This is a genomic window from Flagellimonas algicida, assembly GCF_049629585.1.
Taxonomy (GTDB): Bacteria; Bacteroidota; Bacteroidia; order Flavobacteriales; family Flavobacteriaceae; genus Flagellimonas.
The window spans coordinates 1,126,701-1,148,246 of sequence record NZ_JBMYIX010000001.1 but is presented as its reverse complement, the minus strand read 5'-3'; the positions used below and the strand labels follow the sequence as shown (position 1 = coordinate 1,148,246).

Genomic DNA, 21,546 nt, shown 5'->3' with positions numbered 1-21,546 from the left:
ATTACACAAAAAACACGTTTAAGAGCAACAAAAGATGTAAACATGGTCTATTTTGTTGTGTACATTGCCATATACGATACGTAGGTTTATTGGGTTCTTTTTTGTTAATAACTCTTGGAATTTAAACGAAGTTTTTTTGCTTTTCTTGCAGGGAGAAAGAAATATTATTAATTTTGCGCTCCTTTAAAAATATATTATAATGAACCATTACGAAACTGTTTTCATTTTGAATCCCGTTCTGTCTGAAACACAGATAGAGGAAACAGTCAAGAAATTTGAGGATTTCTTGATTAAGAATGGTGCCAAAATGGTCTCCAAAGAGAATTGGGGACTTAAAAAGTTGGCCTATCCCATTCAGCACAAGAAAAGTGGTTTTTACCACTTGTTCGAATTCCAAGCTCCTGGAGAGGCTATTGGCCCGTATGAGTTGGAATTTAGGAGAGACGAGCGCGTTATGCGTTTTTTGACCGTTAAATTGGACAAGCATGCCATTGCTTGGGCCGAGAAAAGAAGAACCAAATTAAAAGCAAACGCATAGGGTTATGGCATCTATAGAGCAACAGGCAAAAGCAAAAAAAGACGGGGAAATCAGATATTTGACCCCTCTTAACATTGAGACCAGCAAGCAAAAGAAATACTGTAGGTTCAAAAAATCAGGTATTAAGTACATTGATTACAAAGACCCGGATTTCTTGATGAAATTGGTAAATGAACAAGGAAAACTGCTTCCCAGAAGACTTACAGGTACTTCCTTAAAATACCAAAGAAAAGTGGCCCAGGCCGTTAAACGTGCCCGTCACCTAGCGTTAATGCCGTACGTTGGCGATATGTTGAAATAAAAAAATACCGAAGAATGGAACTTATTCTAAAAGAAGATGTACAGGATTTGGGATTTAAGGATGATATCGTTACCGTAAAGAACGGTTACGGCAGAAACTTTTTGATCCCTCAAGGTTTGGCCTCATTGGCTACTCCATCTGCCAAAAAAGTTTTGGCCGAAAACCTTAAGCAAAGAGCCCATAAAGAGAAAAAGATAGTCGACGAGGCCACTAAAATTGCCGAAGCACTTAAACAATTGGAAATCCGTATTGCTGCCAAAGCAGGATCTGGAGATAAATTGTTTGGATCTGTGACCAATATTGATTTGGCCGCTGCTTTGGACAAAGAAGGTCATCAAATCGACAGAAAATTCATCAGTATCAAAGGAGGGGCCATCAAAAGGGTCGGTCCTTATGATGCCGTCATCAGACTTCACCGTGAAGTTATTGTTGATTTTCCTTTTGAAGTGATCGCTGAAGCAAAATAAGCTGATTTCAGCCAATATTATGGGAGGGCTATGCTTGCATGGCCCTCTTTTTTGTTATACCTACTATCAAATTTTTATCCAAAGCCTTTTATTTTTGTGGTATGAAGTATAGAAGACTTACGAAAGAGCAGTTGGAGGAGTTACATCCGGAGTTCATCAATTTTTTGGCCACCCAATCCATAACCGCAGAGGAATGGAATGCCTTAAAAGCAGAAAAGCCTGAAGTGGCTGAAGAAGAAATCGATGTCTTTAGCGATTTGATATGGGAAGGGGTGCTCAACAAGGTGGAGTACTTGGAAAATGTCTCTGAAATGCACATGCACCTATTCCACCTGACCGAAAAGGAAATGAAACTACTGTCCGTAAAGGTCATGAACCCTGAAATTGACCTGCGCACCAAAGTGGGCTTCGATTGGTTCAAACGGAATTTCCAATCCGATTTTGTGGAATACCTTACCGCCTCCAAAGCGTATGGGGAGGACAAGAATGTGGACAAGTTTGAACTCATCAAACAAGGCGCTGTCATTACCAAAGGGGAGCTTTACCAATGGTTTGAGCAGATTATGGAGTAAAGAAAATTAAAGTTTCAAGTTCAAGAGCAATTACCATTTGTCATTCCGAATGAACAGCGCGATTGAGGAATCTAAACCGAGGTCATTTTGAGACACCTCTTTCCGTTAAACACTTGTCATTTCGATGGAGCGAGGCATGGGCGACGAGAAATCCCAAAATCAAACAGATTTCCCACAGCTCCTTCGACTTTACTCAGGACAGGGTTCAAAATAACGCGAAGGGTACTGAAATTGTCAGTTCGAGCGTAGTCGAGAACATATCAGAGGTAAGAAATACGCTTTATATTTCTGCGTCATTCCGAAGAAGCAGCGCGACTGAGGAATCTCAACCATTGTTTTTTGGGATACTTCTCTCCGTTCAGCACATCAGCTATCGGTCTTGTCATTTCGACAGAGCGAAGCATGGGCGACGAGAAATCCCAAACCTATAGATTTCCCACAGCTCTTTCGACTTTACTCAGGACAGGGTTCAAAATGACACGAAGGGTACTGAAATTGTCAGTTCGAGCGTAGTCGAGAACCTATCTAATGCAATAAATACAAAATGAACTAGGGTCTATTCCTTATTAAAATAGGGAGAAAGGACTTTATGGTCTTCAATAACAATGTCCGTCTCCATAAGCGCTTTTTGGATTTGCGCTGTTTGGCCCTTGTCCTCCAAGGCAGAAATTTTGATAAGGGTAATGTGTAAAAAGTCCCATTCACCCAACCATCCTGGATTGGTATCTGACCCATCGAAAGTTGAAACTGATATATAAACAAATCCGGGTTCAAAAAACACATTGTAACTTCTATCAAATTCAGCTACCCCTCCAGGAATGGGTAAGTACACACTATTGAGTTGAACATACTCCAAATAAAATAATAACACATAATCTTCTATGTTCTCCGGTGTAAGTTGTGGAACAGTAAATTGGATAATGGAATCATAGATATATGCATCATCAAAATCCAACACAATCCTCTGCACATCGGCATTACCGTCTGCTCCTTGGCAGTCGGTTACATCCCATTTGCCATCTTCATTGATGTCTTCCTCGGGGTCGTTCATAAAATCGGCATCCAAGTCCCAACAATTGACCCCATTTTTGCCATTGAGCCCATCCATTCCAATACAGTCCAAGTTGTTCCATTCACCATCGTCATTCGTGTCCTCCTCTGAATCATTGAACCGATTGGTGTTGGTGTCCCAACAATGATAGCCATTTTCCCCGGATTCCCCTTGCGGACCAACGTCCCCATCTTCACCGGAGCATGACATTAAAAGTAAGCTTACAATAAACAAAAAAAGCAGTGGTGTCCTCATAACTGAATGATTTATATTGAAATATAGCCTCAAACCATCTCGATGTCCTTCCCAAATTGATGAATGCCCCATTTGAGTTGATGGATGAGGGAAATTATTGGCAGTTTGGGGTCAGAACTAGGATTCAAACAATGGGTATTGGGGAAGGCTACCGTTCTTTGTCATTTCGACAGAGCGAGGCATGAGCGATGAGAAATCCTAAAATCAAACAGATTTCTCACAGCTCCTTCGACTTTATTCAGGACAGGGTTCAAAATGACACGAAGGGTACTGAAATTGTCAGTTCGAGCGCAGTCGAGAACATATTAGTTTACATTTCTGTGTCATTCCGAAGAAGCAGCGCGACTGAGGAATCTCAGCCAATGTCATTTTGGGATACTTCTCTTCGTTCAGTATGACATTTTGGTCTTGTCATTTCGACGGAGCGAATTATGAGCGACGAGAAATCCAGCCCGCAATGGATAAGATTTCTCACATTCGTTCGAAATGACTTCGCAAGCATTCTATACATGTAACAAACCCCGTATATTTGCACGAGAATTTTAGACTACATGGCACAAAAACCATCCATACCCAAGGGAACACGAGACTTTTCGCCAGCTGAAGTGGCCAAGCGCAACTATACCATCCAGACCATAAAAAAGCATTTTGAAACCTATGGTTTCCAGCCCATAGAGACCCCGTCCTTTGAAAATTCGGACACTTTGATGGGCAAGTATGGGGATGAAGGAGACCGCTTGATTTTCAAAATATTGAACTCCGGGGATTTTATCTCAAAGGTGGACGATGTGACCTATAGTTCCAAAAATTCAGCATCGCTTACACCAAAGATTTCGGAAAAGGCATTGCGTTATGACCTTACCGTGCCTTTTGCCCGTTATGTGGTAATGCACCAAAATGAAATTGATTTTCCCTTTAAAAGATATCAGATACAGCCTGTTTGGCGGGCGGATAGACCCCAGAAAGGCCGTTTTCGTGAGTTTTACCAATGTGATGCCGATGTGGTAGGGGCCAATTCCCTTTTGCAGGAAGTGGAGTTTGTACAGCTCTACGATGCCGTTTTCACCGATTTGGGATTGAATGGTACCACCATCAAAATCAACAACCGAAAAATTCTTTCTGGCATAGCCGAAGTGATCGGGGCCAAACACCTGTTGGTGGATTTCACCGTGGCATTGGATAAATTGGACAAAATAGGGGAAGGGAAGGTCAAGGAAGAAATGCTGGAAAAGGGTATTTCCGAAAGTGCCATTGAAAAGGCGCAGCCCTTGTTTTCCATGGCGGGTACCGCCTCGGAGCAGTTGGAGCAGTTACGTGGTCTCTTGGCCGATTCTGAAGTTGGTATGGCCGGAGTGGGCGAGTTGGACGAAATCATTTCCACCGTAGAGAATATTGGGTTGCAATCGGCCCAATTGCAGTTGGATGTGACTTTGGCCCGTGGGCTCAATTATTATACAGGTGCCATTTTTGAAGTGGCCGCGCCGGAAGGTGTCCAGATGGGTTCCATTGGAGGTGGAGGCCGTTACGATGACCTTACGGGTATTTTCGGATTGAAAGATGTGAGCGGAGTGGGCATTTCCTTTGGATTGGACCGGATTTATCTGGTTTTGGAGGAATTGGACCTCTTCCCGGACAGCTTGGATACGTCCTTGGACGTACTTTGCCTCAATTTTGGAAAGAACGAAGGTCTGGCGGCTTTAAAATTGGTCTCAGGACTGCGAAAGGAAGGTCTTCGGGCCGATTTATACCCAACGGATGCCAAAATGCAGAAGCAATTTAAGTATGCCGATAAGAGAGGGGTTCCGTATGTAATCCTATTGGGGGAACAGGAACTGCGCGATGGCAATTTTGTGGTAAAAAATATGGTGACCGGGGAACAAAATGCCTACAAGCTGGATGCTTTGGGTCAATTTTCGGAATTGGTTAAAGCCTCTTTTTAATCTCCTGAACGATTTTTTTATAGTAGGTAGGGCCATGCGGGACATACTTTGCCGTATTGGCCAATCCCCAGGTTTCTTCTGCGAATTTGAAAAGAGGGATTAAATCCAAATCATCCACTTCACTATCCTGTTTGGTCAATTCACTGATGGGAACGTTCAATTTGCACAGAAAAATATGGTGCAGTTCGGCATCGATAAAATCATCCGAAATTTTATGGACTGCCTTGTAGGTACCGATGGACTCCAAGTCCTTTTTTGAAATGGTCAAACCCACTTCCTCCTGTACTTCCCGTACTGCGGCCCATTCAATATCCTCTCCGGACGATACATGTCCGGCTACGGAAACATCCCAAAGTAGGGGATGGGTATCCTTGTGTTTTCCCCGTTGCTGGAGCAATATTCGCCCGTCTTTGGTGTAGAGCCACACATGGATGGTAGGGTGCAACAGGCCTTTTCGGTGCGCTTCGGATTTTAAACAGGACGCTCCCGTTGGGTTCCCATGCTCATCCAAAATGTCGACCCGTTCATCCATCATAAGAATAAAGATATGAATTTGTCATATCGAGTGCAGTCGAGATGGCACATAATTTAGAAATGAATTTAATCGAGTATGTAATTCCTGTGAAAGTGGGAATCTATTTATGTCGAGACCCTGAAATAAGTTTGAGGTGACGAATTGCATCAAAAAAAGCACAAAAACCAAAAAGGTTGATGTGCTTTCAATTTTATTTCAACAGGGTCATTTCGAAATGAGATACTTTGTATCGATTGAGAAATCTAAAGGTGAGATTTCTCACAGCTCCTTCACTAAACGTTCAGGACAGGGTTCGAAATGACAGGGTTTAATCAAAATAGCTAAATGTTTCACCTTCCTTGATGGTCAACAGGGTTTCGTAGATCAAACGGATCACATTCTCCACATCGTCCTTGTGCACTGTCTCCACAGTGGTGTGCATATAGCGCAAGGGCAACGAGATCAAAGCTGAGGCCACCCCACCGTTGCTGTAGGCAAAGGCGTCTGTATCTGTACCCGTGTATCGGGATGCCGCCAATCGTTGGAAGGGTATTTTTTTCGCTTCGGCCGTTTCCAGAATGCGTTCCCGCAACTTGTTCTGCACTGCGGGCGCATAGGAAACTACCGGCCCCGAACCTATGGAGGTTTCCCCTTCCTTCTTCTTATCGATCATAGGGGTGGTAGTGTCATGGCAAACATCGGTGACGATGGCCACATTGGGCTTAATGGTCTGGGTGATCATCTCAGCCCCGCGCAACCCAATTTCTTCCTGTACTGAATTGGTAATGTATAGGCCAAAAGGAAGCTCTTTTTTGTTCTCATGGAGCAAACGGGCCACTTCGGCAATCATGAAACCGCCCATGCGGTTATCCAAGGCACGGCAGACAAATTTATCCTTGTTCAGGATGTGGAATTCATCGGGATAGGTAATGACACAGCCCACATGAACCCCCATTTTCTCCACTTCGGCCTTGTCTTTGGCTCCTATGTCAATAAAAATGTTCTCCACCTTTGGTGATTCTTCCTTGGCCCTATCGCGGGTATGGATGGCGGGCCATCCAAAAACACCTTTTACAATACCTTTTTTGGTATGGATATTTACCCACTTGGATGGTGCGATTTGGTGATCGCTCCCTCCATTTCTGATCACATACAGCAGTCCATTGTCCGTAATATAGTTCACATACCATGAAATCTCATCGGAATGTCCCTCAATGACCACTTTGTACTTGGCCTTTGGGTTAATGACGGCCACGGCGGTCCCATAGGTATCCGTGATGAATTCATCCACATAAGGTTTTAAGTACTCCATCCAAATCTTCTGTCCTTCCCATTCGTAACCCGTGGGAGAGGCATTGTTTAGATATTTTTCAAGGAATTTAAGGGATTTAGCGTTGATGATCTTAGCTGCTGCCATGTGTTCAATTTAGTACACAAACATACTAATATTCACTTTTATTTAATAGCCAAATCTTACCTTTATCCTTAATTTTGGCAGGACTTTTGAACAATGGACCACATGTGGCGTACTAGTTTTTTAATCGTCTTTTTAAGCCTGCATGGCCTTGGGTTTTCGCAGGAGAGGGAAACGGACTCCTTAATGAATCCCAAGGATTCCATTGAGGATTACTATGTGCGGTTCGAAGGTGACTCTATTTTGTACAGCTCCATTGCGTTGGATGAAGTGTATATTTTCGGGAAACTGGAATTTGCCGATCGCAATGAAAAACTACGTTACTATATCCTAAGGCGAAAAACCCTAAAAGTATACCCATATGCCAAGTTGGCCGCAGAACGATTGGTGGAACTGAACGATAGTCTGCAGCACATTAAAAAGCGGCGACACCAGAAAAGATATACCCGGAAAGTGCAAAAATTCATCGAAGAGGAGTTTTCGGCCGAGTTGAAAAAATTGACTAGGACCGAAGGTCAGATTTTGGTGAAACTGATCTACCGGCAGACGGGTACCACTGCCTTTGATTTGGTCAAGGAATTGCGAAGTGGATGGCGGGCCTTTTGGTACAATACTACCGCAAGTATGTTCAGTATTAGCTTAAAAGAGGAATTCCGACCGGAACAGGTGCACGAGGACTATCTTATTGAGGATATTCTGCAACGGGCATTTGCCTCGAACCGACTAGATCGCCAGAAATCGGTTTTGGATTATGATTATGCCCAACTCAGCAACAAATGGAAAAATGCCCCGCCGAGCTCCAAAAATTAATCCTTTGATTTCTTTCCAAAAAGGGCGTCCATTACAATATTCACGGACCTGAACCCCAAATAAATGGCCAGTCCGGCAAATAGGATTCCCAATATCAAAACGGGAATATAAAAAGGGTGGTCTTCATTTTTAAATGCCTGATACAGTAGAAAGGGCCCTAAAAACATAGCGGCAACGGTGTAGCCAAACGATTTGATTCCCTTTACCAAAAGCTCCTTGTCCGTGTGTCTCATGGGACCAAAGTAGGAATATTAGCTTATATTTAATGGATATCGCATAAAAATTGAACATGGAACTATTGGTTTTGGCCTTGGTGGTGCTCTTTATCATTGTGGCAACGGTGAAATTTAAGATGCACCCCATTTTTTCCCTGACCATAGCGGCGGTGGCCTCGGGGTTTCTTTTGGGACTTTCCCCTGCGGATATTATGAAAACCATAGGAGAAGGGTTTGGCAAGACCCTTTCGGGGATTGGACTGGTGATAGCATTTGGGACAGTGATTGGCATTTATTTGGAAAAAACCGGAAGTACCCAGGTTCTTGCCAATAGTATTTTGAAGATAATCGGCCTTAAGCGTTCGCCCTTGGCCATCAATCTGGCCGGGTATGTGATTTCTATACCCGTATTTTGCGATTCGGGCTTTATCATCCTTTCCTCACTCAACAAGGCCATCAGCAGAAGGACAGGGATTCCGGTGATGGTATTTGCCATATCCTTGGCCACGGGATTGTATGCGGCCCATGTTTTTGTACCCCCAACCCCGGGACCTTTGGCGGCGGCAGCTTTATTGGAGGCCGATTTGGGCCTGGTGCTGCTCTTGGGGCTTGCGGTGTCCATTCCCGTTTCACTTACCGGTTACTTTTGGGCCAGAATTATCGGCAAATCCTTGAAGGAGGAAAAAAATAGTGATGACGTTTCGGAAAAAGAGGAATTCCAGACCTCCATAAAACCTATTCAGGCATTTATGCCACTCTTGGCGCCCATACTCCTAATTGCCATGAAATCCATTGTCAACTATCCTACTCATCCCTTGGGGGAAGGAGCGGTCTTTCATCTCCTCGACTTTTTGGGAAATCCCATCATGGCCTTGTTGGTGGGAGTATTTTTGGCGCTGTCCCTCGGGCGTAAAGTGCCTACCAAAGAGAAGGAGGGCTGGGTCCCGGAAGCCTTCAAACAAGCTGGGGCCATTGTATTGATTACCGGGGCCGGAGGGGCTTTTGGAGCCATTCTGCGCACTATGGATATTGCGTCCCTAATCAATTTGGAATCCAGCTCGGGAATAGGAGGCCTGTTGATTGCTTTTGTGATTGCTGCGGTGTTGAAAACGGCCCAAGGGTCGTCCACAGTGGCCATCATTACCACTTCGGCGATTATTGCACCCTTGCTGGAAAGTTTTGGATTGGTTTCCGCCATGGATAAATCGTTGGCCGTACTGGCTGTTGGGGCAGGAGCCATGACCGTTTCCCATATCAATGACAGTTATTTTTGGGTGGTTTCCCAATTTTCCAACATTACCGTTAAAACTGCCTTGCGGGGGCATACTTTGGGGACCCTATTTCAGGGTGTAGTGGGTATTTTGATGGTGCTAATGTTGTACTTTTTGCAGTGAGAAATGCTATCATTCTATAACAAGAGACCGTGAAAACTCCTGGACCACGGCAAAGTAACCCAAGGCATATTCATCTGGGCGCTCCACATTGTCAAAAATGTCGATATTGTCCAGTCCGGTAACGTCAAATACGTTACCCCGGACCGTGGCCACGGGGGTTTGGAACACCCCGCCATCGGCCTGTGTTTGCTCCACCAAGAGATCCATGTAGTTATAAAAATCTCGATCAGCTCCCAAGATACTTACGGTAATAGTTTGTCCCGGGTTTAGGTTTTCATCATAGAAATAGGAGAAATCAAATTGTTGTCCCATAATAAATCGGTCATCCAATGCTTGAAAATTACCAAAGTCAAAATCAAAAATGTAAAAATTGGTATGGTCGGGATTATCGGTGAATGTTACGATGATTTCAGTGTCTTCTTCATTAAAAAGTGTGTTTTCCCCCTGTTCCAAATTGTCTATGGGGACCGTAGGGGCATACTCCGTTCTGGCATAGTAGCTTTTGTCCTTGTGTTGTATTTGTAAAATAAATACCACCCCCAGTTCCACTTCCGAGGTGCGTATGCGTTGGTCCGATGAGAAGTTGGGGTCCGGCACATAAACACCTGTATTTGGTGCCTCTTCGGTCAAAGAGGAAAAGGCCAATTGGGTGAGTTCCCCAAATTGGTTGGGTACACCGTAGCCAATGACCGCACTTTCCACTTGGGTTATGGTGTTCTCCTCAAAAAAGTTGGTGGTTTCGCGCATTTCTATGCGCACATCAACAAACTCCTGACTTTTGTCCACTCGTAACAGGCCATTTACAATAAGCCTGGGCTCGGTTTCGGGCAGATCTACGTCAACCACATCCTCACAGGAAACCAGTGCCAGCAAAATCAATATGTAGAAGATTTCTTTTTTCATAACACTAGAATTTAAAGTTATAGGTTATGGACGGGATAATCCCAAAAATTGCCGTGCGTACAGCCTCATTTCTTCCAGTGTCCTCATTCTCCCTAAAGTTGATGGAGGCTGCATTTTTCCGGTTGTACACGTTGTAGATGCTGAATACCCATTCGGATTGTACTTTTTTCCGGTCATTCCGTTTTGGGGTCAAGATGGCTGATACATCCATTCTGTGATAGTCCGGTAACCGTTCTTTGTTTCGCAGGCCATAATAGGGAACTGCCAAGCCCTCAAATTCAAATTGTCCTATAGGGTAATTGGTGGGCTGTCCGGTCTGGAATATGAAGTTGGCATTAAAACTCCAAGCTTTGCTCAACTCGTAGCTGCCATAGAGCGCAAGGTCGTGTCTTTTGTCATAGGGAGTGCTATACCATTGTCCCAGATTAATGCCCGTTTCCAGGTCGGAGCGCCCCGTGTCTATTCCAAAAGCCGTGAGATCTCTAGGCGGTGTCCGTTGTTCTGATTTGGACCAAGTGTAGGCCAACCAACCGGTAAGTCGTCCTTCATTCTTGCGGATAAGGAACTCAAGACCGTAAGCACGGGCCTCACCGTTCAAGATGATGCGCTCAATAGCCTTATTGGCAATGAGGTTGGCCCCATCGATATAGTCGATTCTATTTTGTATTTCTTTGTAAAATGCCTCTGTTTCAAAAGAAAAAGTACCCTCTTGAATATCCCTAAAATACCCAACGGCATATTGATCCAGCAATTGGGGTTCTACAAACGGGCCGCTGGGGGTCCAGACGTCCAAAGGGGTAGGGGAACTGGTGTTGGACAATAAGTGTAAATACTGTGCCAATCGGGTATAACTGGCCTTTACGGAGCTTTTTCCATTGAAATTGTAGGACGCCGACACACGGGGTTCCAGATTGAAGAACTTTTTAAGGGTTCCGCCTCTTCCGGGGTTGATGGTGTCTATGGGCTCAGCTTCCCGATAGATCAAGGTGAATGGATCGAACAACACGGGGTTGTCATTTTCATACACATAGAACTCATCTTGCCCCAATCTGTTGAACTGACTGGCCCTTAGTCCGTAGTTCATACTGAGGTTGTCCGATATCTTGTGTTCAACATCCAAATAAATGGCATTCTCATTGGCGTACTTTTTTGTTAGTTGCTCCTCAACAATACCAGAATCAGGGCTATTGGGACGTATTCTTCCCGGATTGAACACGTAATAGGTATTGTGCATGCCATAATTGAGTTGGAGTTTATCGTCAACGTAATGTTTCAGGTCGTATTTGAGGTTAAAGTTTTGAATGCCGGAATCCCATTCAAATCCCACAAAATCAAGCTCCAAGCCGTAGAAATAATCGGAATAGATAAGTGATAGGTTGGAAAACAGTTTGTCCGAAAACAAATGGTTCCATCTAAAATTCCCCACAGCATTGCCATAGGTGTTCACAAAGTTTTCGCTAAGACTAAAAAGGTCCCTTCCAAAGTACCCGGATAGAAAAATACTGTTCCGGTCATTGATCTTGTGGTTGATTTTCGTGTTCAGGTCGTAGAAATAGGCTTTGTTGTCCACATCGAACAGGGGAAGGAAAAGATGCGCATAGGAAGCCCTTCCGCCCACTAAAAAGGCAGTACGGTCTTTTGTGATGGGCCCTTCAAGCAGCAATCTACTGGCCACGGCACCTATGCCTCCGTTGACTTTGAAATCCTTGCTGTTCCCTTCTTTTTGAAAAATCTCCAGTACAGAGGACACTCTTCCACCATACCGGGCGGGAATACCTCCTTTGAAGAGTTTTACATCTTTGATGGCATCTGGATTGAAGACCGAAAAGAAACCGAACAAATGGGAGGAATTGAACACCGTGGCCTCATCCAAAAGAATAAGATTTTGGTCGGCAGCACCACCTCTAACGTTAAAACCAGAGGAGGCTTCACCGGCGTTGGTCACCCCGGGCAGTAGCAGGAGTGATTTCACCACATCGGCCTCTCCCAAGACCACCGGAATTTTTTTGATGGTTTTGGCAGCCAAGGTGGTCACACTCATTTGGGGTTTTCGAATGTCCAATCGTTCTGCATCGTCGGTGACCACAACTTCTTCCAATTCTTCCGCAGTTTCCAGAAGGCTGAAATCTTTCTTGATGTTCCTATCAAGGCGAATGGTTTCCTGAATGTCCTGGAAGCCTAGGTAGCTTAGTATAATTTCATATTCCCCTTGGGGAAGGGTAAGGGAGTAAAAACCATATTCATTGGTAGTGACCCCTGTTTTAAGGGCCGGGACGGCAATGGTGACTCCTATCAGGGTTTCATTGCTGTTGGCTTCCGAAACGGTACCGCTCAATGTGAATTTTTGTTGCGCCTGTACAAAACCAATTTGCACTAACAGGGCAAAAATTAAAATGAGGTTCCGTTTGGACATTCCATGGGTTTGACTAAAAATACACATTTATGGAGAATAGAAAAGTAAAAACAGCAAGTAACCTTCTGAAAAACAAAATGAATCAAAAAGGGTGCAGTGCCAGATTTAAATCAGCACTACACCCTTTCAAAGATGAATTCAAATACGTTGCTAGGCGATGGTCTCCAGAATTGTATTCAAGGTATCGCTGGGACGCATGGCTTTTGAGGCCAATGCGGCATCGGGGAGATAGTATCCACCAATGTTCACTGGCGCACCTTGCGCATCGATCAATTCCTGTGCAATCTTTGCCTCGTTGGAAGACATGGCATCGTATACTTTGCTGAAAGCTGATTTCAGTTCTGCATCCTCATTTTGATTGGCCAATTGTTCGGCCCAGTATAACGCCAAATAGAAGTGGCTTCCACGGGTATCCAATTCGTTTACCTTTCGCGAAGGGGATTTATCATTGTCAAGGAACTTTTCAGTGGCTTTGTCCAATGCATCGGCCAATACCTTGGCTTTGTCATTGTTGTTTTTCTCACCGTAGTGCTCCAAGGAAACACCAAGGGCCAAAAATTCACCCAAAGAGTCCCACCTCAAGTGACCTTCCTCCAAAAATTGTTCAACGTGTTTTGGGGCAGAACCTCCGGCACCGGTCTCAAATAGTCCACCACCGTTCATCAAAGGAACAATGGAAAGCATTTTGGCACTGGTACCCACCTCTAAAATAGGGAAGAGGTCGGTAAGGTAATCCCGTAGCACGTTTCCGGTCACGGAAATGGTATCCTTACCATCCTTGATGCGTTCCAATGTAAATTTGGTGGCTTCAAGAGGTGATAGGATTCGGATATCCAAACCTTGGGTATTGTGGTCTTTAAGATATAGATTGACTTTTTTGATAAGCTCGGCATCATGCGCCCTGTCTTCATCCAACCAGAAAACTGCGGGGGTGTCCGTAGCCCTAGCTCGGGTCACGGCCAATTTCACCCAATCCTGTACGGGTGCATCCTTCACTTGGCACATTCTCCAGATATCGCCTGCTTCAACTTTGTGCTCGATCAAGGTTTTTCCGGTTGCTGCATCAACCACTTTTACGGTGCCGTCAGCAGGAATCTCAAACGTTTTGTCGTGTGAGCCATATTCCTCGGCTTTTTGGGCCATAAGTCCCACATTGGGCACTGTTCCCATGGTAGTGGGATCAAAAGCACCGTGCTCTTTACAAAAATCGATGGTGGCTTGGTACACCCCGGAATAGCTGCTGTCTGGAACAACGGCCTTGGTGTCTTGGGGCTTTCCGTCCTTGTCCCACATTTTACCAGAGTTTCTGATCATGGCAGGCATGGACGCATCGATGATTACATCACTGGGGACATGGAGGTTGGTGATTCCCTTATCGGAATTTACCATGGCCAAATCAGGGCCGTTTTCAATACTGGCTGCAATAGCTTGCTTAATTTCTTTGTGTTGGTCATCAGGAAGACCGGACAATTTGTTCAAAAGGGTTTCCAGACCATCATTGGGATTGATGCCCAATTTCTCGAATGTGTCACCGTACTTTTCAAACAAATCGGCAAAATATACCTCAAGGGCATGGCCAAAGATGATAGGGTCGGAGACCTTCATCATGGTCGCTTTGAAGTGTAGTGAAAGTAGGATGTTGTTTTTTCGCGCATCGGCAATTTCCTTGGTAAGAAATTCAACCAATGCCTTTTTGCTCATTACGGTGGCATCAATGACCTCGCTTTGCTGCAAGGCGATTTTGTCCTTCAATACACTGGTGCTCCCTGTGTTGTCCTGCAACTCAATACGAACATCACCTGCATGATCCATGGTCAATGACTTTTCATTGGCCTTAAAGTCGCCATGTGTCATGGAAGCTACATGGGTATTGGAGTTGGGTGACCATTCTCCCATGGAATGTGGGTTTTTCTTGGCGTAATTTTTCACGGCTTTTGGAGCTCTTCGGTCGGAGTTACCTTCACGCAATACCGGATTTACGGCGCTTCCCTTGATTTTGTCATATCGGGACTTGATGTCCTTTTCCGCATCATTTTTAGGCTCATCGGGATAACTCGGAAGCTTGTAGCCTTTGCTTTGTAATTCCTCGATAGCTTCTTTTAGCTGAGGAATGGAAGCGCTGATGTTGGGTAGTTTAATGATATTGGCCTCCGGTGTTTTGGCCAAATCTCCCAGAATGGCCAAGTCATCCGAGATTTGCTGTTCCTTATCCAGAAACTCTGGAAAAGCAGCAATAATCCTGCCTGCCAAGGAAATGTCCTTAGTTTCAATGGAAATATTGGCGGTCTCGGTATAGGCTTTTACAATGGGTAAGAAAGATAAAGTTGCTAAGGCTGGTGCCTCGTCGGTTTTGGTATAATAAATTTTGGCCATTTAAATGTATTTGTTTGAGCGGTGCAAATATACGACTTATGAATGGTGCGGAATAAAGGAAATAGGCACAAAAATGAGAGGGAATGTGAAAAAACAAAAGCCATATCGATGTATGAACATTGATATGGCTTTCTGAAAAGGACTAAAAGACTTGTTTTGTGTTGCTACAAAACTGCAAATCCGAAGACTGCATCTGTTGCCCTTTTAACGTTTACCTTGCTTTCTGTCCTTAATTCTTCAACTAAACAACGTCTTGCAAAGTGGTACCGGTTGTTTCCTAAATCTTATCAAGATGGAAAATTGCTCTTCCACCCGCACATAAAATTTATTATTTCTCCCCAAGCAGCCTGAGCCTTACCTTGACTTGAAATTCCTTTTGTGATCAGTAGTGTTACCAATTTTAAAGGGAAACATCAGCTTTTAAAGAACGTCAACTTTAAAACCGAAATAAGAATTTGATGGTATCATTTTCATTATTTCTTCTGCTAAGATAGGATTAAGTCTCAGATATCCAAATTTTGTAACCGATTAAAAATCAACAATGTATGAACCGATGTTATTAACAATTGTTCATAAAAAAAGCACCTTGAAAAGGTGCTTTTTATTTGGTGTCGGGGTTTTGTTATCCCCTAATCTCTTTGATACGGGCTTTTTTACCGGTAAGTCCTCTAAAATAGAAGATTCTTGACCTACGTACTTTACCTCTTTTGTTTACTTCAACACGTTGAAGTGCTGGCATGTTGATGGGGAAAATTCTTTCCACACCTACAGTACCGGACATTTTTCTGATGGTAAAGGTTTCTGTGGCACCGCTTCCCCTTCTCTGGATCACAACTCCTTTAAAGAACTGGGTACGTGTTTTTTCACCTTCCTTGATTTCGTAGTATACCGTGATGGTATCTCCGGAAGAGAATTTTGGAAAATCTTTTTTTGGAACAAATTCGTCTTCAACAAATTTTACTAGGGATTCCATGATGTTTTTTTTAAGTGTTTAGCAAGATCAACTTTCACGTACTTCGTCAGAGGTTGATTTTGAGATTGCAAAAGTAATGCAATATTTAGAATTGGCAAGCTGTTTTTTGAACTTTAAGCGCTTTCTTGTTCCAGATGCTTCTTTTTTACCTGGTTTGTGGCATACAAAATCAATCCAATGGCAAAAATGGCATAGGGGAGAGGGCCTAAAAGCGCCATGATCTTATTGGCCATTAACAGGGAATCCACTCCGTCCCGGGCGGCAACAAAGTTCCATACGTATCTGCCCATGGAAAACAGTAGGGCCAGAATTTGTCCAACCAACATTAAAATGGTTGCACTGCTCTTTTGTTTGGCCACTAAAATGATGCAGGCCACTATCACAACCAATTGTATGATACCATTCAGTAGACCGCTTGCGGCAAAGTAGATGGAGTCGGTGTTGTCCATATGAGTTTATTTTAATAGATCGGGTCTTCGTTTCGTTGTACGTTCAAAAGCTTGTTCTTCCCGCCACTTTTCAATTTTTGGAAAATCCCCACTCAGCAGGATTTCAGGAACCTTCCTTCCTTTGTATTCGGCAGGTCTCGTATATACAGGAGGGGCCAGTAGATTGTCCTGGAACGTATCGGTTAGGGCCGAGGTCTCATCGTTCAGGACCCCGGGCAGCAATCGTATTACGGCATCACATAAAATGGCGGCGCCCAGTTCCCCTCCGGACAATACATAATCGCCCACGGAGATTTCCCGGGTCACGAACATATCCCTTACCCGTTGATCTACTCCTTTGTAATGCCCGCATAGGATGATCAGGTTTTTCTTAAGGGAGATTTCATTGGCCATACGTTGGTTCAAGGTGTGGCCGTCGGGGGTCATGTAAATGATTTCATCGTATTCCCTCTCACCTTTAAGTTGGGTGATGCATTTATCTATGGGTTCAATCATCAAAACCATTCCGGCACCTCCACCAAATTGATAGTCGTCCACCTGGCGGTAATTGCCGGTGGTGTACTCCCGCAAATTGTGTAAATGTACCTCCACAAGACCTTTTTCTTGGGCCCTTTTTAATATGGAGGCCTCAAAAGGACTTTCAAGGAGTTCGGGCAGTACGGTGATGATGTCAATTCTCATGGATGTATAACAAATAATAGTGTTTGGTAGTTGTGCTATTTGGGATTCTTCCAAAAGTAATGAAAGAATGCGGTATCCTTTTGCCAATCTAAGCGTTCGTATAGTTTTTGGGCCGGATTGTCCGCAGCGGTCTCCAAAGCCAAACCTTTAAAGCCCACCTCTTGGCAGTGCACTTTTGCTTGTTCCAACAAGGCCTCTCCAGCACCATTTTTTCGATGTTTGGGCAGCACAAAAAGATCGTTCAGGATATAGAGGGGTTGCATGGAAACCGATGAGAAGGTTTTGTAGAGTTGTGTGAACCCTATGGGCCTTTCATCCTCAAAAGCCAAAAAAACAACATTATCTTTATTAATAAATCGTTCTTTTAAAAAAGAACGGGCTGCTTCAAGGTCCGAGGGTTGTCCGTAAAAAACCCTATAGGCATCAAAAAGGGGGGCGATATGCTCCAAATCGGATTGGGTTGCCTTTTTTACGGTCATGGGGTTGGTTCTCGGCTTTTATTGGATAGGTGAAAGGCTTCCTTCAGGAAGCCTTTTCTTTATTTTTTCTGCTTGTTCAATTCATCCTGTAATTGACGGCTTATTTTCTGCTCCCGTTCCAGGGCGCGTCTTCTGTGGTCCTCATATTCTTTTTCCAGATCGGCAAGGGCAGATTTGGCCTGATGCGTCAGGAAGTTACTGTTTCTGAATCGGTAGATAAAGAAGAGCAAAAACAGCAAAAGGGCAAAAATGATGGCCCACAAGATAAAATTATAGGTCCCTTTACTGATCAAAGCGCCAAAAAAGGATATACTGTCCTTTTCCTCTGTGACCGTGTTCAACTTATTGGTGGTGTCCTGCAGTTTTGTATTAAGGTCCTCTATCTGTGCCTCGTTACCGGTAATGGTTGCGGAAAGGTCCTTGATGCTCTTGTTCGCCGTATTGATGGAATCAAAGATATTGTTCTTTACTTCATACAGATCGGACAATTTAATGACCTCGTATCTTATCCCATTGGCCCGGTAGTTGCCCGATTTACGTTCCAGTTCCTCAAATTGTCCAACAAGGGTATTGTTTTCCTCGGAAGTGGAATCGTCTTCTTGGGCATGGGATGAAAAGAAAGTTACAAGTAGGGCGAGGGGCAATAAAACTCTTAAATGCTTCATGGTCAATAGTATTCTCGTATTAAATTTAGATTAAGGGTAGGGCGAAATTACATCAATAAACCAGAAATCAAAAGAAAAACCTTTAGACGCTGGCCGAAACGCTTTCGCATTACACTACTAATAATACGTATAACGCCTAACCTTGGCGATGTATTTTGCCAACCGAATGACTTGGCGCGAATATCCGTATTCGTTATCATACCAGATATAGAGCACCACGCTCTTTCCATCCCCGGACACCAAGGTGGCCTTGCTGTCATAAATGGATGGTGCTGAGGTTCCTACGATATCCGAAGATACCAACTCATGGCTCAGGGAATATTTTATCTGTTCCACCAAATCGCCCTCCAATGCATATTTTTTTAGGATGGTGTTGATGCCTTCCACGGTGGTCTTGTTCTTTACTTCCAAGTTCAGTACCACCAGCGATCCATTGGGAACTGGAACCCGAATGGCATTGGAAGTCAATTTTCCCTTTAAGGAAGGCAATGCCTTGGCCACTGCGGCCCCAGCACCCGTCTCCGTTATGACCATGTTCAGTGCGGCAGCACGTCCCCGGCGATATTTGTTGTGCATGTTGTCCACCAAATTTTGGTCATTGGTATAGGCATGAATGGTTTCCAAATGCCCCTTTTTAATGCCCAAGGAGTCCTCGATGACCTTTAATATAGGTGTTATGGCATTGGTGGTGCAGGATGCGGCGGAGTAAATTTTGATCTTGTCCGGGTCAAACTCCTTATGGTTTACCCCATGGACAATATTGGGCACCTCTTTTCCGGGGGCAGTGAGCAATACCCGACTGGCTCCTTTGGACTCCAGATGTCGGGACAATGCCTCCTTGTCCCTAAAAGCTCCGGTATTGTCTATGATCAAGGCACCGATGATGCCATATTTGGTGTAGTCAATGTCTTCCGGTCTTGCCGCACTGATGAACTTTACTGTGGTGCCATTGATGATAAGGGCTTGGTTTTTGACATCCACGTCCACCGTACCCATAAATTGCCCATGGACCGAATCGGTGCGAAGCAGGGCAGCCCTTTTTTCCAGGACTTCTTCCGTTAATTGGTCACGGACCACAACGGCCCTGAGCCGCAATTGACTTCCTCTTCCGGTTTTGGCCATAAGTTCCCGCGCCACCAATCTGCCTATTCTTCCAAACCCGTACAACACTACATCCTTGGGTTTGATTTCTTTGGAAAATTGGGCATCCTTGAGTTTGTCCAGGACAAATGCCTTTACATTGAGATGGGTGTTGTCGTCGGAATGGTACTCGTAGGTAAGTTTGCCAATATCCAATTTGGCTGGTGGAAGACTGATGTCGTTAATGGCACGTAAAATTTCGACCGAATCAAAAATGGAGATGGGCTTTTGGACAAACTCCCCTGCATATTCGTGCAGGTTGATGATGTCGCTCACGTTCTTGTCAATAATTTGATTTTTGAAGAGTACCACCTCAATGGCCTTGTCGTACCACAGGTCACTGATGATCTTTATGAATTCCGTGGTCGCCTTTCTTCTGTCGGCTTGGAAGGCAAGCTCTTTTTCGTAGGATTTGATGTCGCTCATAAGCTCTTGGAAACGATTGTTTTAGTTAGATAGATGTTGGCAAAATTAGATATTTCAAACGTTTTCGTAAAAGAATTCGATATAAAAAAAGCACCTCTATTGAGGTGCTTACCTATTTTGTTTTCCATGCGCTTATTGCAGGATCATATGTTCTTTCTCACCTTTTTCGTTGATCATGGTGAAACTGGTCCGGCCATACCTTGAAATTTCACCGAAATGCCGTTTGGCGTCATCAATATTGTTGACTTCATTGCCATCTACTTCTGTGATGATCTTGTTTTGCAGACCATACCTTCCGTAAGCTTCGGGAACATCTATAATTTTCACCCCTTTGGAGATTCCGAATTTCTTTTGGTCTTCCTTGGAAAGGTTTTTAACCGTAAAACCGGTCATGGGAAGGATAATGCTGGACTGTTTTTTGAGCGTGACTCTTTTGGAAACACTCTTTCCATCGCGATCTACAACTACTTCAACTACATCACCGGGTCTTTTGGAAGATAGATATCCGGACAATTCCGAAAATTTATGGACGGCTATGTTGTCCACTTGTCTGATAATGTCCCCTTCTTGAAGCCCAGCCTCGGCAGCGCCGGACTCCTCGGTCACTTTGGAAACATAAACCCCATCTGAACCACTAAGGCCTTTTTCCTCGGCCAGGGAAGAGGTGAGGTCGCCTCCTTGGATACCCAGCAATCCTTTTTGTACGTTGCCAAACTCCATGATATCCTCCACCACTTTTTTGGCAATATTACTGGGTACGGCAAAGGCATAACCCACATACGAACCTGTTTGCGAGGTAATGGCGGTATTGATTCCAATAAGGTCACCGTTGGTATTGACCAAGGCGCCACCACTGTTGCCGGGATTTACAGCCGCATCGGTCTGGATAAAGGATTGGTTTCTGCCCAAAGACCTTGCCTTGGCACTTACAATTCCAGCTGTTACGGTAGAAGTAAGGTTAAAAGGGTTGCCGACAGCCAGTACCCATTCCCCGATTTTTGCATTGTCCGAATCTCCAAAGGCCAAGTAGGGCAGAGGTTCTTCGGCATTTATTTTTAATAGAGCAATGTCGGAATCGGCATCGGAACCGATCACTTCCGCATCATAGGTTTTATTATTGTTCAGGTTCACCTGCAATTGGCTGGCATTGGCGATTACATGGTTGTTGGTGACAATGTAGCCATCGGGAGAGATGATCACACCTGAACCAGACCCGATCTGCGGGGTTTGTTGGCGTTCAAAACCATAAAAGAAATCGGATAGACTGCTCGGGCCTTTGCTCAAGGTCAAGTTTTTCACGTGCACCACGGAGTTCACGGTTTTTTCCGCGGCCAAGGTAAAGTCCACCTCATTGATGCCAGCGCCCCTCGGCGAGGTAGGCAGATTGCTTGTGCTCAACAAAGGAATCTCTTCTTGCGAAGCGGCCCATTGGTAATGGTCTTTTTCAAAAAATAATTTGTAAGCTCCCAGGGTGATTGCCCCTGCGAATAGGGATACCAGAAATAAACTAGCTATTCTCTTCATAATCAATACTAATTTAACATTTAGCTCTAACAAAATTAAAAGAATTGAT

The 21,546-nt window shown here is 44.3% G+C and carries 21 protein-coding genes; 7 read left to right on the top strand and 14 right to left on the bottom strand.

Annotation, left to right across the window (positions count from 1 at the left end):
• The first annotated feature begins 199 nt into the window (after nt 1–199).
• The 4 genes from rpsF to ACPD8L_RS05150 all read left to right on the top strand — a co-directional run bounded on the left by rpsF (nt 200) and on the right by ACPD8L_RS05150 (nt 1,878).
• A complete protein-coding gene (gene rpsF / locus ACPD8L_RS05165) occupies nt 200–538 on the top strand; it encodes a 30S ribosomal protein S6 (RefSeq protein WP_116217936.1) in 339 nt (112 codons plus the stop codon).
• A 4-nt stretch (nt 539–542) separates the two neighbouring features.
• Entirely contained in the window at nt 543–839 is a 297-nt protein-coding gene (rpsR, locus tag ACPD8L_RS05160) for a 30S ribosomal protein S18 (RefSeq protein ID WP_116217935.1), read from the top strand.
• A gap of 14 nt (nt 840–853) precedes the next feature.
• Nucleotides 854–1,306: a 50S ribosomal protein L9 gene (gene rplI / locus ACPD8L_RS05155; protein WP_116217934.1), complete on the top strand. Its 453-nt coding sequence runs from the start codon at nt 854–856 to the stop codon at nt 1,304–1,306.
• Between the two features lie 101 nt (nt 1,307–1,407).
• The gene (locus tag ACPD8L_RS05150) at nt 1,408–1,878 is read left to right on the top strand and encodes a DUF6495 family protein (RefSeq protein ID WP_116218691.1); all 471 of its coding nucleotides are present in this window, start codon (nt 1,408–1,410) and stop codon (nt 1,876–1,878) included.
• 556 nt (nt 1,879–2,434) lie between these two features.
• Here ACPD8L_RS05150 and ACPD8L_RS05145 read toward each other — a convergent pair.
• Complete coding sequence (locus tag ACPD8L_RS05145; protein WP_423942351.1) at nt 2,435–3,184, bottom strand: hypothetical protein; 750 nt, start codon at nt 3,182–3,184, stop codon at nt 2,435–2,437.
• Between the two features lie 551 nt (nt 3,185–3,735).
• Between ACPD8L_RS05145 and hisS the strand changes: the two genes are divergently transcribed.
• On the top strand, nt 3,736–5,124 hold the full coding sequence (hisS, locus tag ACPD8L_RS05140) for a histidine--tRNA ligase (protein ID WP_421809605.1): 1,389 nt from the start codon (nt 3,736–3,738) through the stop codon (nt 5,122–5,124).
• Here the strand turns inward: hisS and ACPD8L_RS05135 are convergent.
• A complete protein-coding gene (locus tag ACPD8L_RS05135; RefSeq protein ID WP_423942349.1) occupies nt 5,108–5,659 on the bottom strand; it encodes an NUDIX hydrolase in 552 nt (183 codons plus the stop codon). The genes hisS and ACPD8L_RS05135 overlap by 17 nt on opposite strands.
• Before the next feature lie 307 nt (nt 5,660–5,966).
• The gene (locus tag ACPD8L_RS05130) at nt 5,967–7,055 is read right to left on the bottom strand and encodes a M42 family metallopeptidase (protein WP_293301097.1); all 1,089 of its coding nucleotides are present in this window, start codon (nt 7,053–7,055) and stop codon (nt 5,967–5,969) included.
• Between the two features lie 102 nt (nt 7,056–7,157).
• On the opposite strand from ACPD8L_RS05130, the gene ACPD8L_RS05125 reads away from it, so the two are divergent.
• A complete protein-coding gene (locus ACPD8L_RS05125) occupies nt 7,158–7,862 on the top strand; it encodes a DUF4294 domain-containing protein (RefSeq protein ID WP_423942347.1) in 705 nt (234 codons plus the stop codon).
• Here ACPD8L_RS05125 and ACPD8L_RS05120 read toward each other — a convergent pair.
• Nucleotides 7,859–8,095 carry a DUF6095 family protein gene (locus ACPD8L_RS05120; RefSeq protein WP_116217929.1) on the bottom strand — a complete coding sequence of 79 codons (237 nt, stop codon included), beginning with the start codon at nt 8,093–8,095 and terminating at the stop codon, nt 7,859–7,861. The two genes, ACPD8L_RS05125 and ACPD8L_RS05120, sit on opposite strands and share 4 nt — an antisense overlap.
• Nucleotides 8,096–8,151: 56 nt before the next feature.
• Here ACPD8L_RS05120 and ACPD8L_RS05115 point away from each other — a divergent pair, with 56 nt between their 5' ends.
• Nucleotides 8,152–9,471, top strand: a complete 1,320-nt coding sequence (locus ACPD8L_RS05115) for a GntP family permease (protein WP_423942345.1) — start codon at nt 8,152–8,154, stop codon at nt 9,469–9,471.
• Between the two features lie 9 nt (nt 9,472–9,480).
• Here the strand turns inward: ACPD8L_RS05115 and ACPD8L_RS05110 are convergent, their stop codons facing one another.
• The 10 genes from ACPD8L_RS05110 to ACPD8L_RS05065 all read right to left on the bottom strand — a co-directional run bounded on the left by ACPD8L_RS05110 (nt 9,481) and on the right by ACPD8L_RS05065 (nt 21,497).
• Nucleotides 9,481–10,374, bottom strand: coding sequence for a DUF4249 family protein (locus tag ACPD8L_RS05110; protein WP_423942343.1), 894 nt, complete (start codon nt 10,372–10,374; stop codon nt 9,481–9,483).
• 4 nt (nt 10,375–10,378) lie between these two features.
• Nucleotides 10,379–12,787, bottom strand: coding sequence for a TonB-dependent receptor (locus tag ACPD8L_RS05105; RefSeq protein ID WP_116217926.1), 2,409 nt, complete (start codon nt 12,785–12,787; stop codon nt 10,379–10,381).
• A gap of 150 nt (nt 12,788–12,937) precedes the next feature.
• Nucleotides 12,938–15,160: an NADP-dependent isocitrate dehydrogenase gene (locus tag ACPD8L_RS05100; protein WP_423942342.1), complete on the bottom strand. Its 2,223-nt coding sequence runs from the start codon at nt 15,158–15,160 to the stop codon at nt 12,938–12,940.
• Nucleotides 15,161–15,782: 622 nt separating this feature from the next.
• Entirely contained in the window at nt 15,783–16,133 is a 351-nt protein-coding gene (gene rplS, locus ACPD8L_RS05095; RefSeq protein ID WP_116217924.1) for a 50S ribosomal protein L19, read from the bottom strand.
• A 113-nt stretch (nt 16,134–16,246) separates the two neighbouring features.
• Nucleotides 16,247–16,582, bottom strand: a complete 336-nt coding sequence (locus ACPD8L_RS05090; RefSeq protein ID WP_423942340.1) for a hypothetical protein — start codon at nt 16,580–16,582, stop codon at nt 16,247–16,249.
• Nucleotides 16,583–16,588: 6 nt separating this feature from the next.
• The gene (gene trmD / locus ACPD8L_RS05085; RefSeq protein WP_293301082.1) at nt 16,589–17,263 is read right to left on the bottom strand and encodes a tRNA (guanosine(37)-N1)-methyltransferase TrmD; all 675 of its coding nucleotides are present in this window, start codon (nt 17,261–17,263) and stop codon (nt 16,589–16,591) included.
• Between the two features lie 35 nt (nt 17,264–17,298).
• On the bottom strand, nt 17,299–17,742 hold the full coding sequence (locus tag ACPD8L_RS05080; protein ID WP_423942338.1) for a GNAT family N-acetyltransferase: 444 nt from the start codon (nt 17,740–17,742) through the stop codon (nt 17,299–17,301).
• Between the two features lie 59 nt (nt 17,743–17,801).
• Nucleotides 17,802–18,407, bottom strand: a complete 606-nt coding sequence (locus ACPD8L_RS05075) for a tRNA (guanine-N1)-methyltransferase (protein WP_293301078.1) — start codon at nt 18,405–18,407, stop codon at nt 17,802–17,804.
• Between the two features lie 117 nt (nt 18,408–18,524).
• Entirely contained in the window at nt 18,525–19,973 is a 1,449-nt protein-coding gene (locus tag ACPD8L_RS05070; RefSeq protein WP_423942336.1) for a glyceraldehyde-3-phosphate dehydrogenase, read from the bottom strand.
• Nucleotides 19,974–20,105: 132 nt separating this feature from the next.
• Nucleotides 20,106–21,497, bottom strand: a complete 1,392-nt coding sequence (locus ACPD8L_RS05065; RefSeq protein WP_293301075.1) for a trypsin-like peptidase domain-containing protein — start codon at nt 21,495–21,497, stop codon at nt 20,106–20,108.
• Between the last annotated feature and the right edge of the window lie 49 nt (nt 21,498–21,546).

Coding starts and splice junctions, on each gene's coding strand:
- ACPD8L_RS05150 (WP_116218691.1), top strand. CDS start 1,408: ATGAAGTATAGAAGACTTACGAAAGAGCAGTTGGAGGAGTTACATCCG.
- ACPD8L_RS05100 (WP_423942342.1), bottom strand. CDS start 15,160: ATGGCCAAAATTTATTATACCAAAACCGACGAGGCACCAGCCTTAGCA.
- ACPD8L_RS05110 (WP_423942343.1), bottom strand. CDS start 10,374: ATGAAAAAAGAAATCTTCTACATATTGATTTTGCTGGCACTGGTTTCC.
- trmD (WP_293301082.1), bottom strand. CDS start 17,263: ATGAGAATTGACATCATCACCGTACTGCCCGAACTCCTTGAAAGTCCT.
- rplI (WP_116217934.1), top strand. CDS start 854: ATGGAACTTATTCTAAAAGAAGATGTACAGGATTTGGGATTTAAGGAT.
- ACPD8L_RS05080 (WP_423942338.1), bottom strand. CDS start 17,742: ATGACCGTAAAAAAGGCAACCCAATCCGATTTGGAGCATATCGCCCCC.
- hisS (WP_421809605.1), top strand. CDS start 3,736: ATGGCACAAAAACCATCCATACCCAAGGGAACACGAGACTTTTCGCCA.
- ACPD8L_RS05105 (WP_116217926.1), bottom strand. CDS start 12,787: ATGTCCAAACGGAACCTCATTTTAATTTTTGCCCTGTTAGTGCAAATT.
- ACPD8L_RS05115 (WP_423942345.1), top strand. CDS start 8,152: ATGGAACTATTGGTTTTGGCCTTGGTGGTGCTCTTTATCATTGTGGCA.
- rpsF (WP_116217936.1), top strand. CDS start 200: ATGAACCATTACGAAACTGTTTTCATTTTGAATCCCGTTCTGTCTGAA.
- ACPD8L_RS05145 (WP_423942351.1), bottom strand. CDS start 3,184: ATGAGGACACCACTGCTTTTTTTGTTTATTGTAAGCTTACTTTTAATG.
- ACPD8L_RS05130 (WP_293301097.1), bottom strand. CDS start 7,055: ATGGCAGCAGCTAAGATCATCAACGCTAAATCCCTTAAATTCCTTGAA.
- ACPD8L_RS05120 (WP_116217929.1), bottom strand. CDS start 8,095: ATGAGACACACGGACAAGGAGCTTTTGGTAAAGGGAATCAAATCGTTT.
- rpsR (WP_116217935.1), top strand. CDS start 543: ATGGCATCTATAGAGCAACAGGCAAAAGCAAAAAAAGACGGGGAAATC.
- ACPD8L_RS05070 (WP_423942336.1), bottom strand. CDS start 19,973: ATGAGCGACATCAAATCCTACGAAAAAGAGCTTGCCTTCCAAGCCGAC.
- ACPD8L_RS05075 (WP_293301078.1), bottom strand. CDS start 18,407: ATGAAGCATTTAAGAGTTTTATTGCCCCTCGCCCTACTTGTAACTTTC.
- ACPD8L_RS05125 (WP_423942347.1), top strand. CDS start 7,158: ATGTGGCGTACTAGTTTTTTAATCGTCTTTTTAAGCCTGCATGGCCTT.
- ACPD8L_RS05065 (WP_293301075.1), bottom strand. CDS start 21,497: ATGAAGAGAATAGCTAGTTTATTTCTGGTATCCCTATTCGCAGGGGCA.
- ACPD8L_RS05135 (WP_423942349.1), bottom strand. CDS start 5,659: ATGATGGATGAACGGGTCGACATTTTGGATGAGCATGGGAACCCAACG.
- ACPD8L_RS05090 (WP_423942340.1), bottom strand. CDS start 16,582: ATGGACAACACCGACTCCATCTACTTTGCCGCAAGCGGTCTACTGAAT.
- rplS (WP_116217924.1), bottom strand. CDS start 16,133: ATGGAATCCCTAGTAAAATTTGTTGAAGACGAATTTGTTCCAAAAAAA.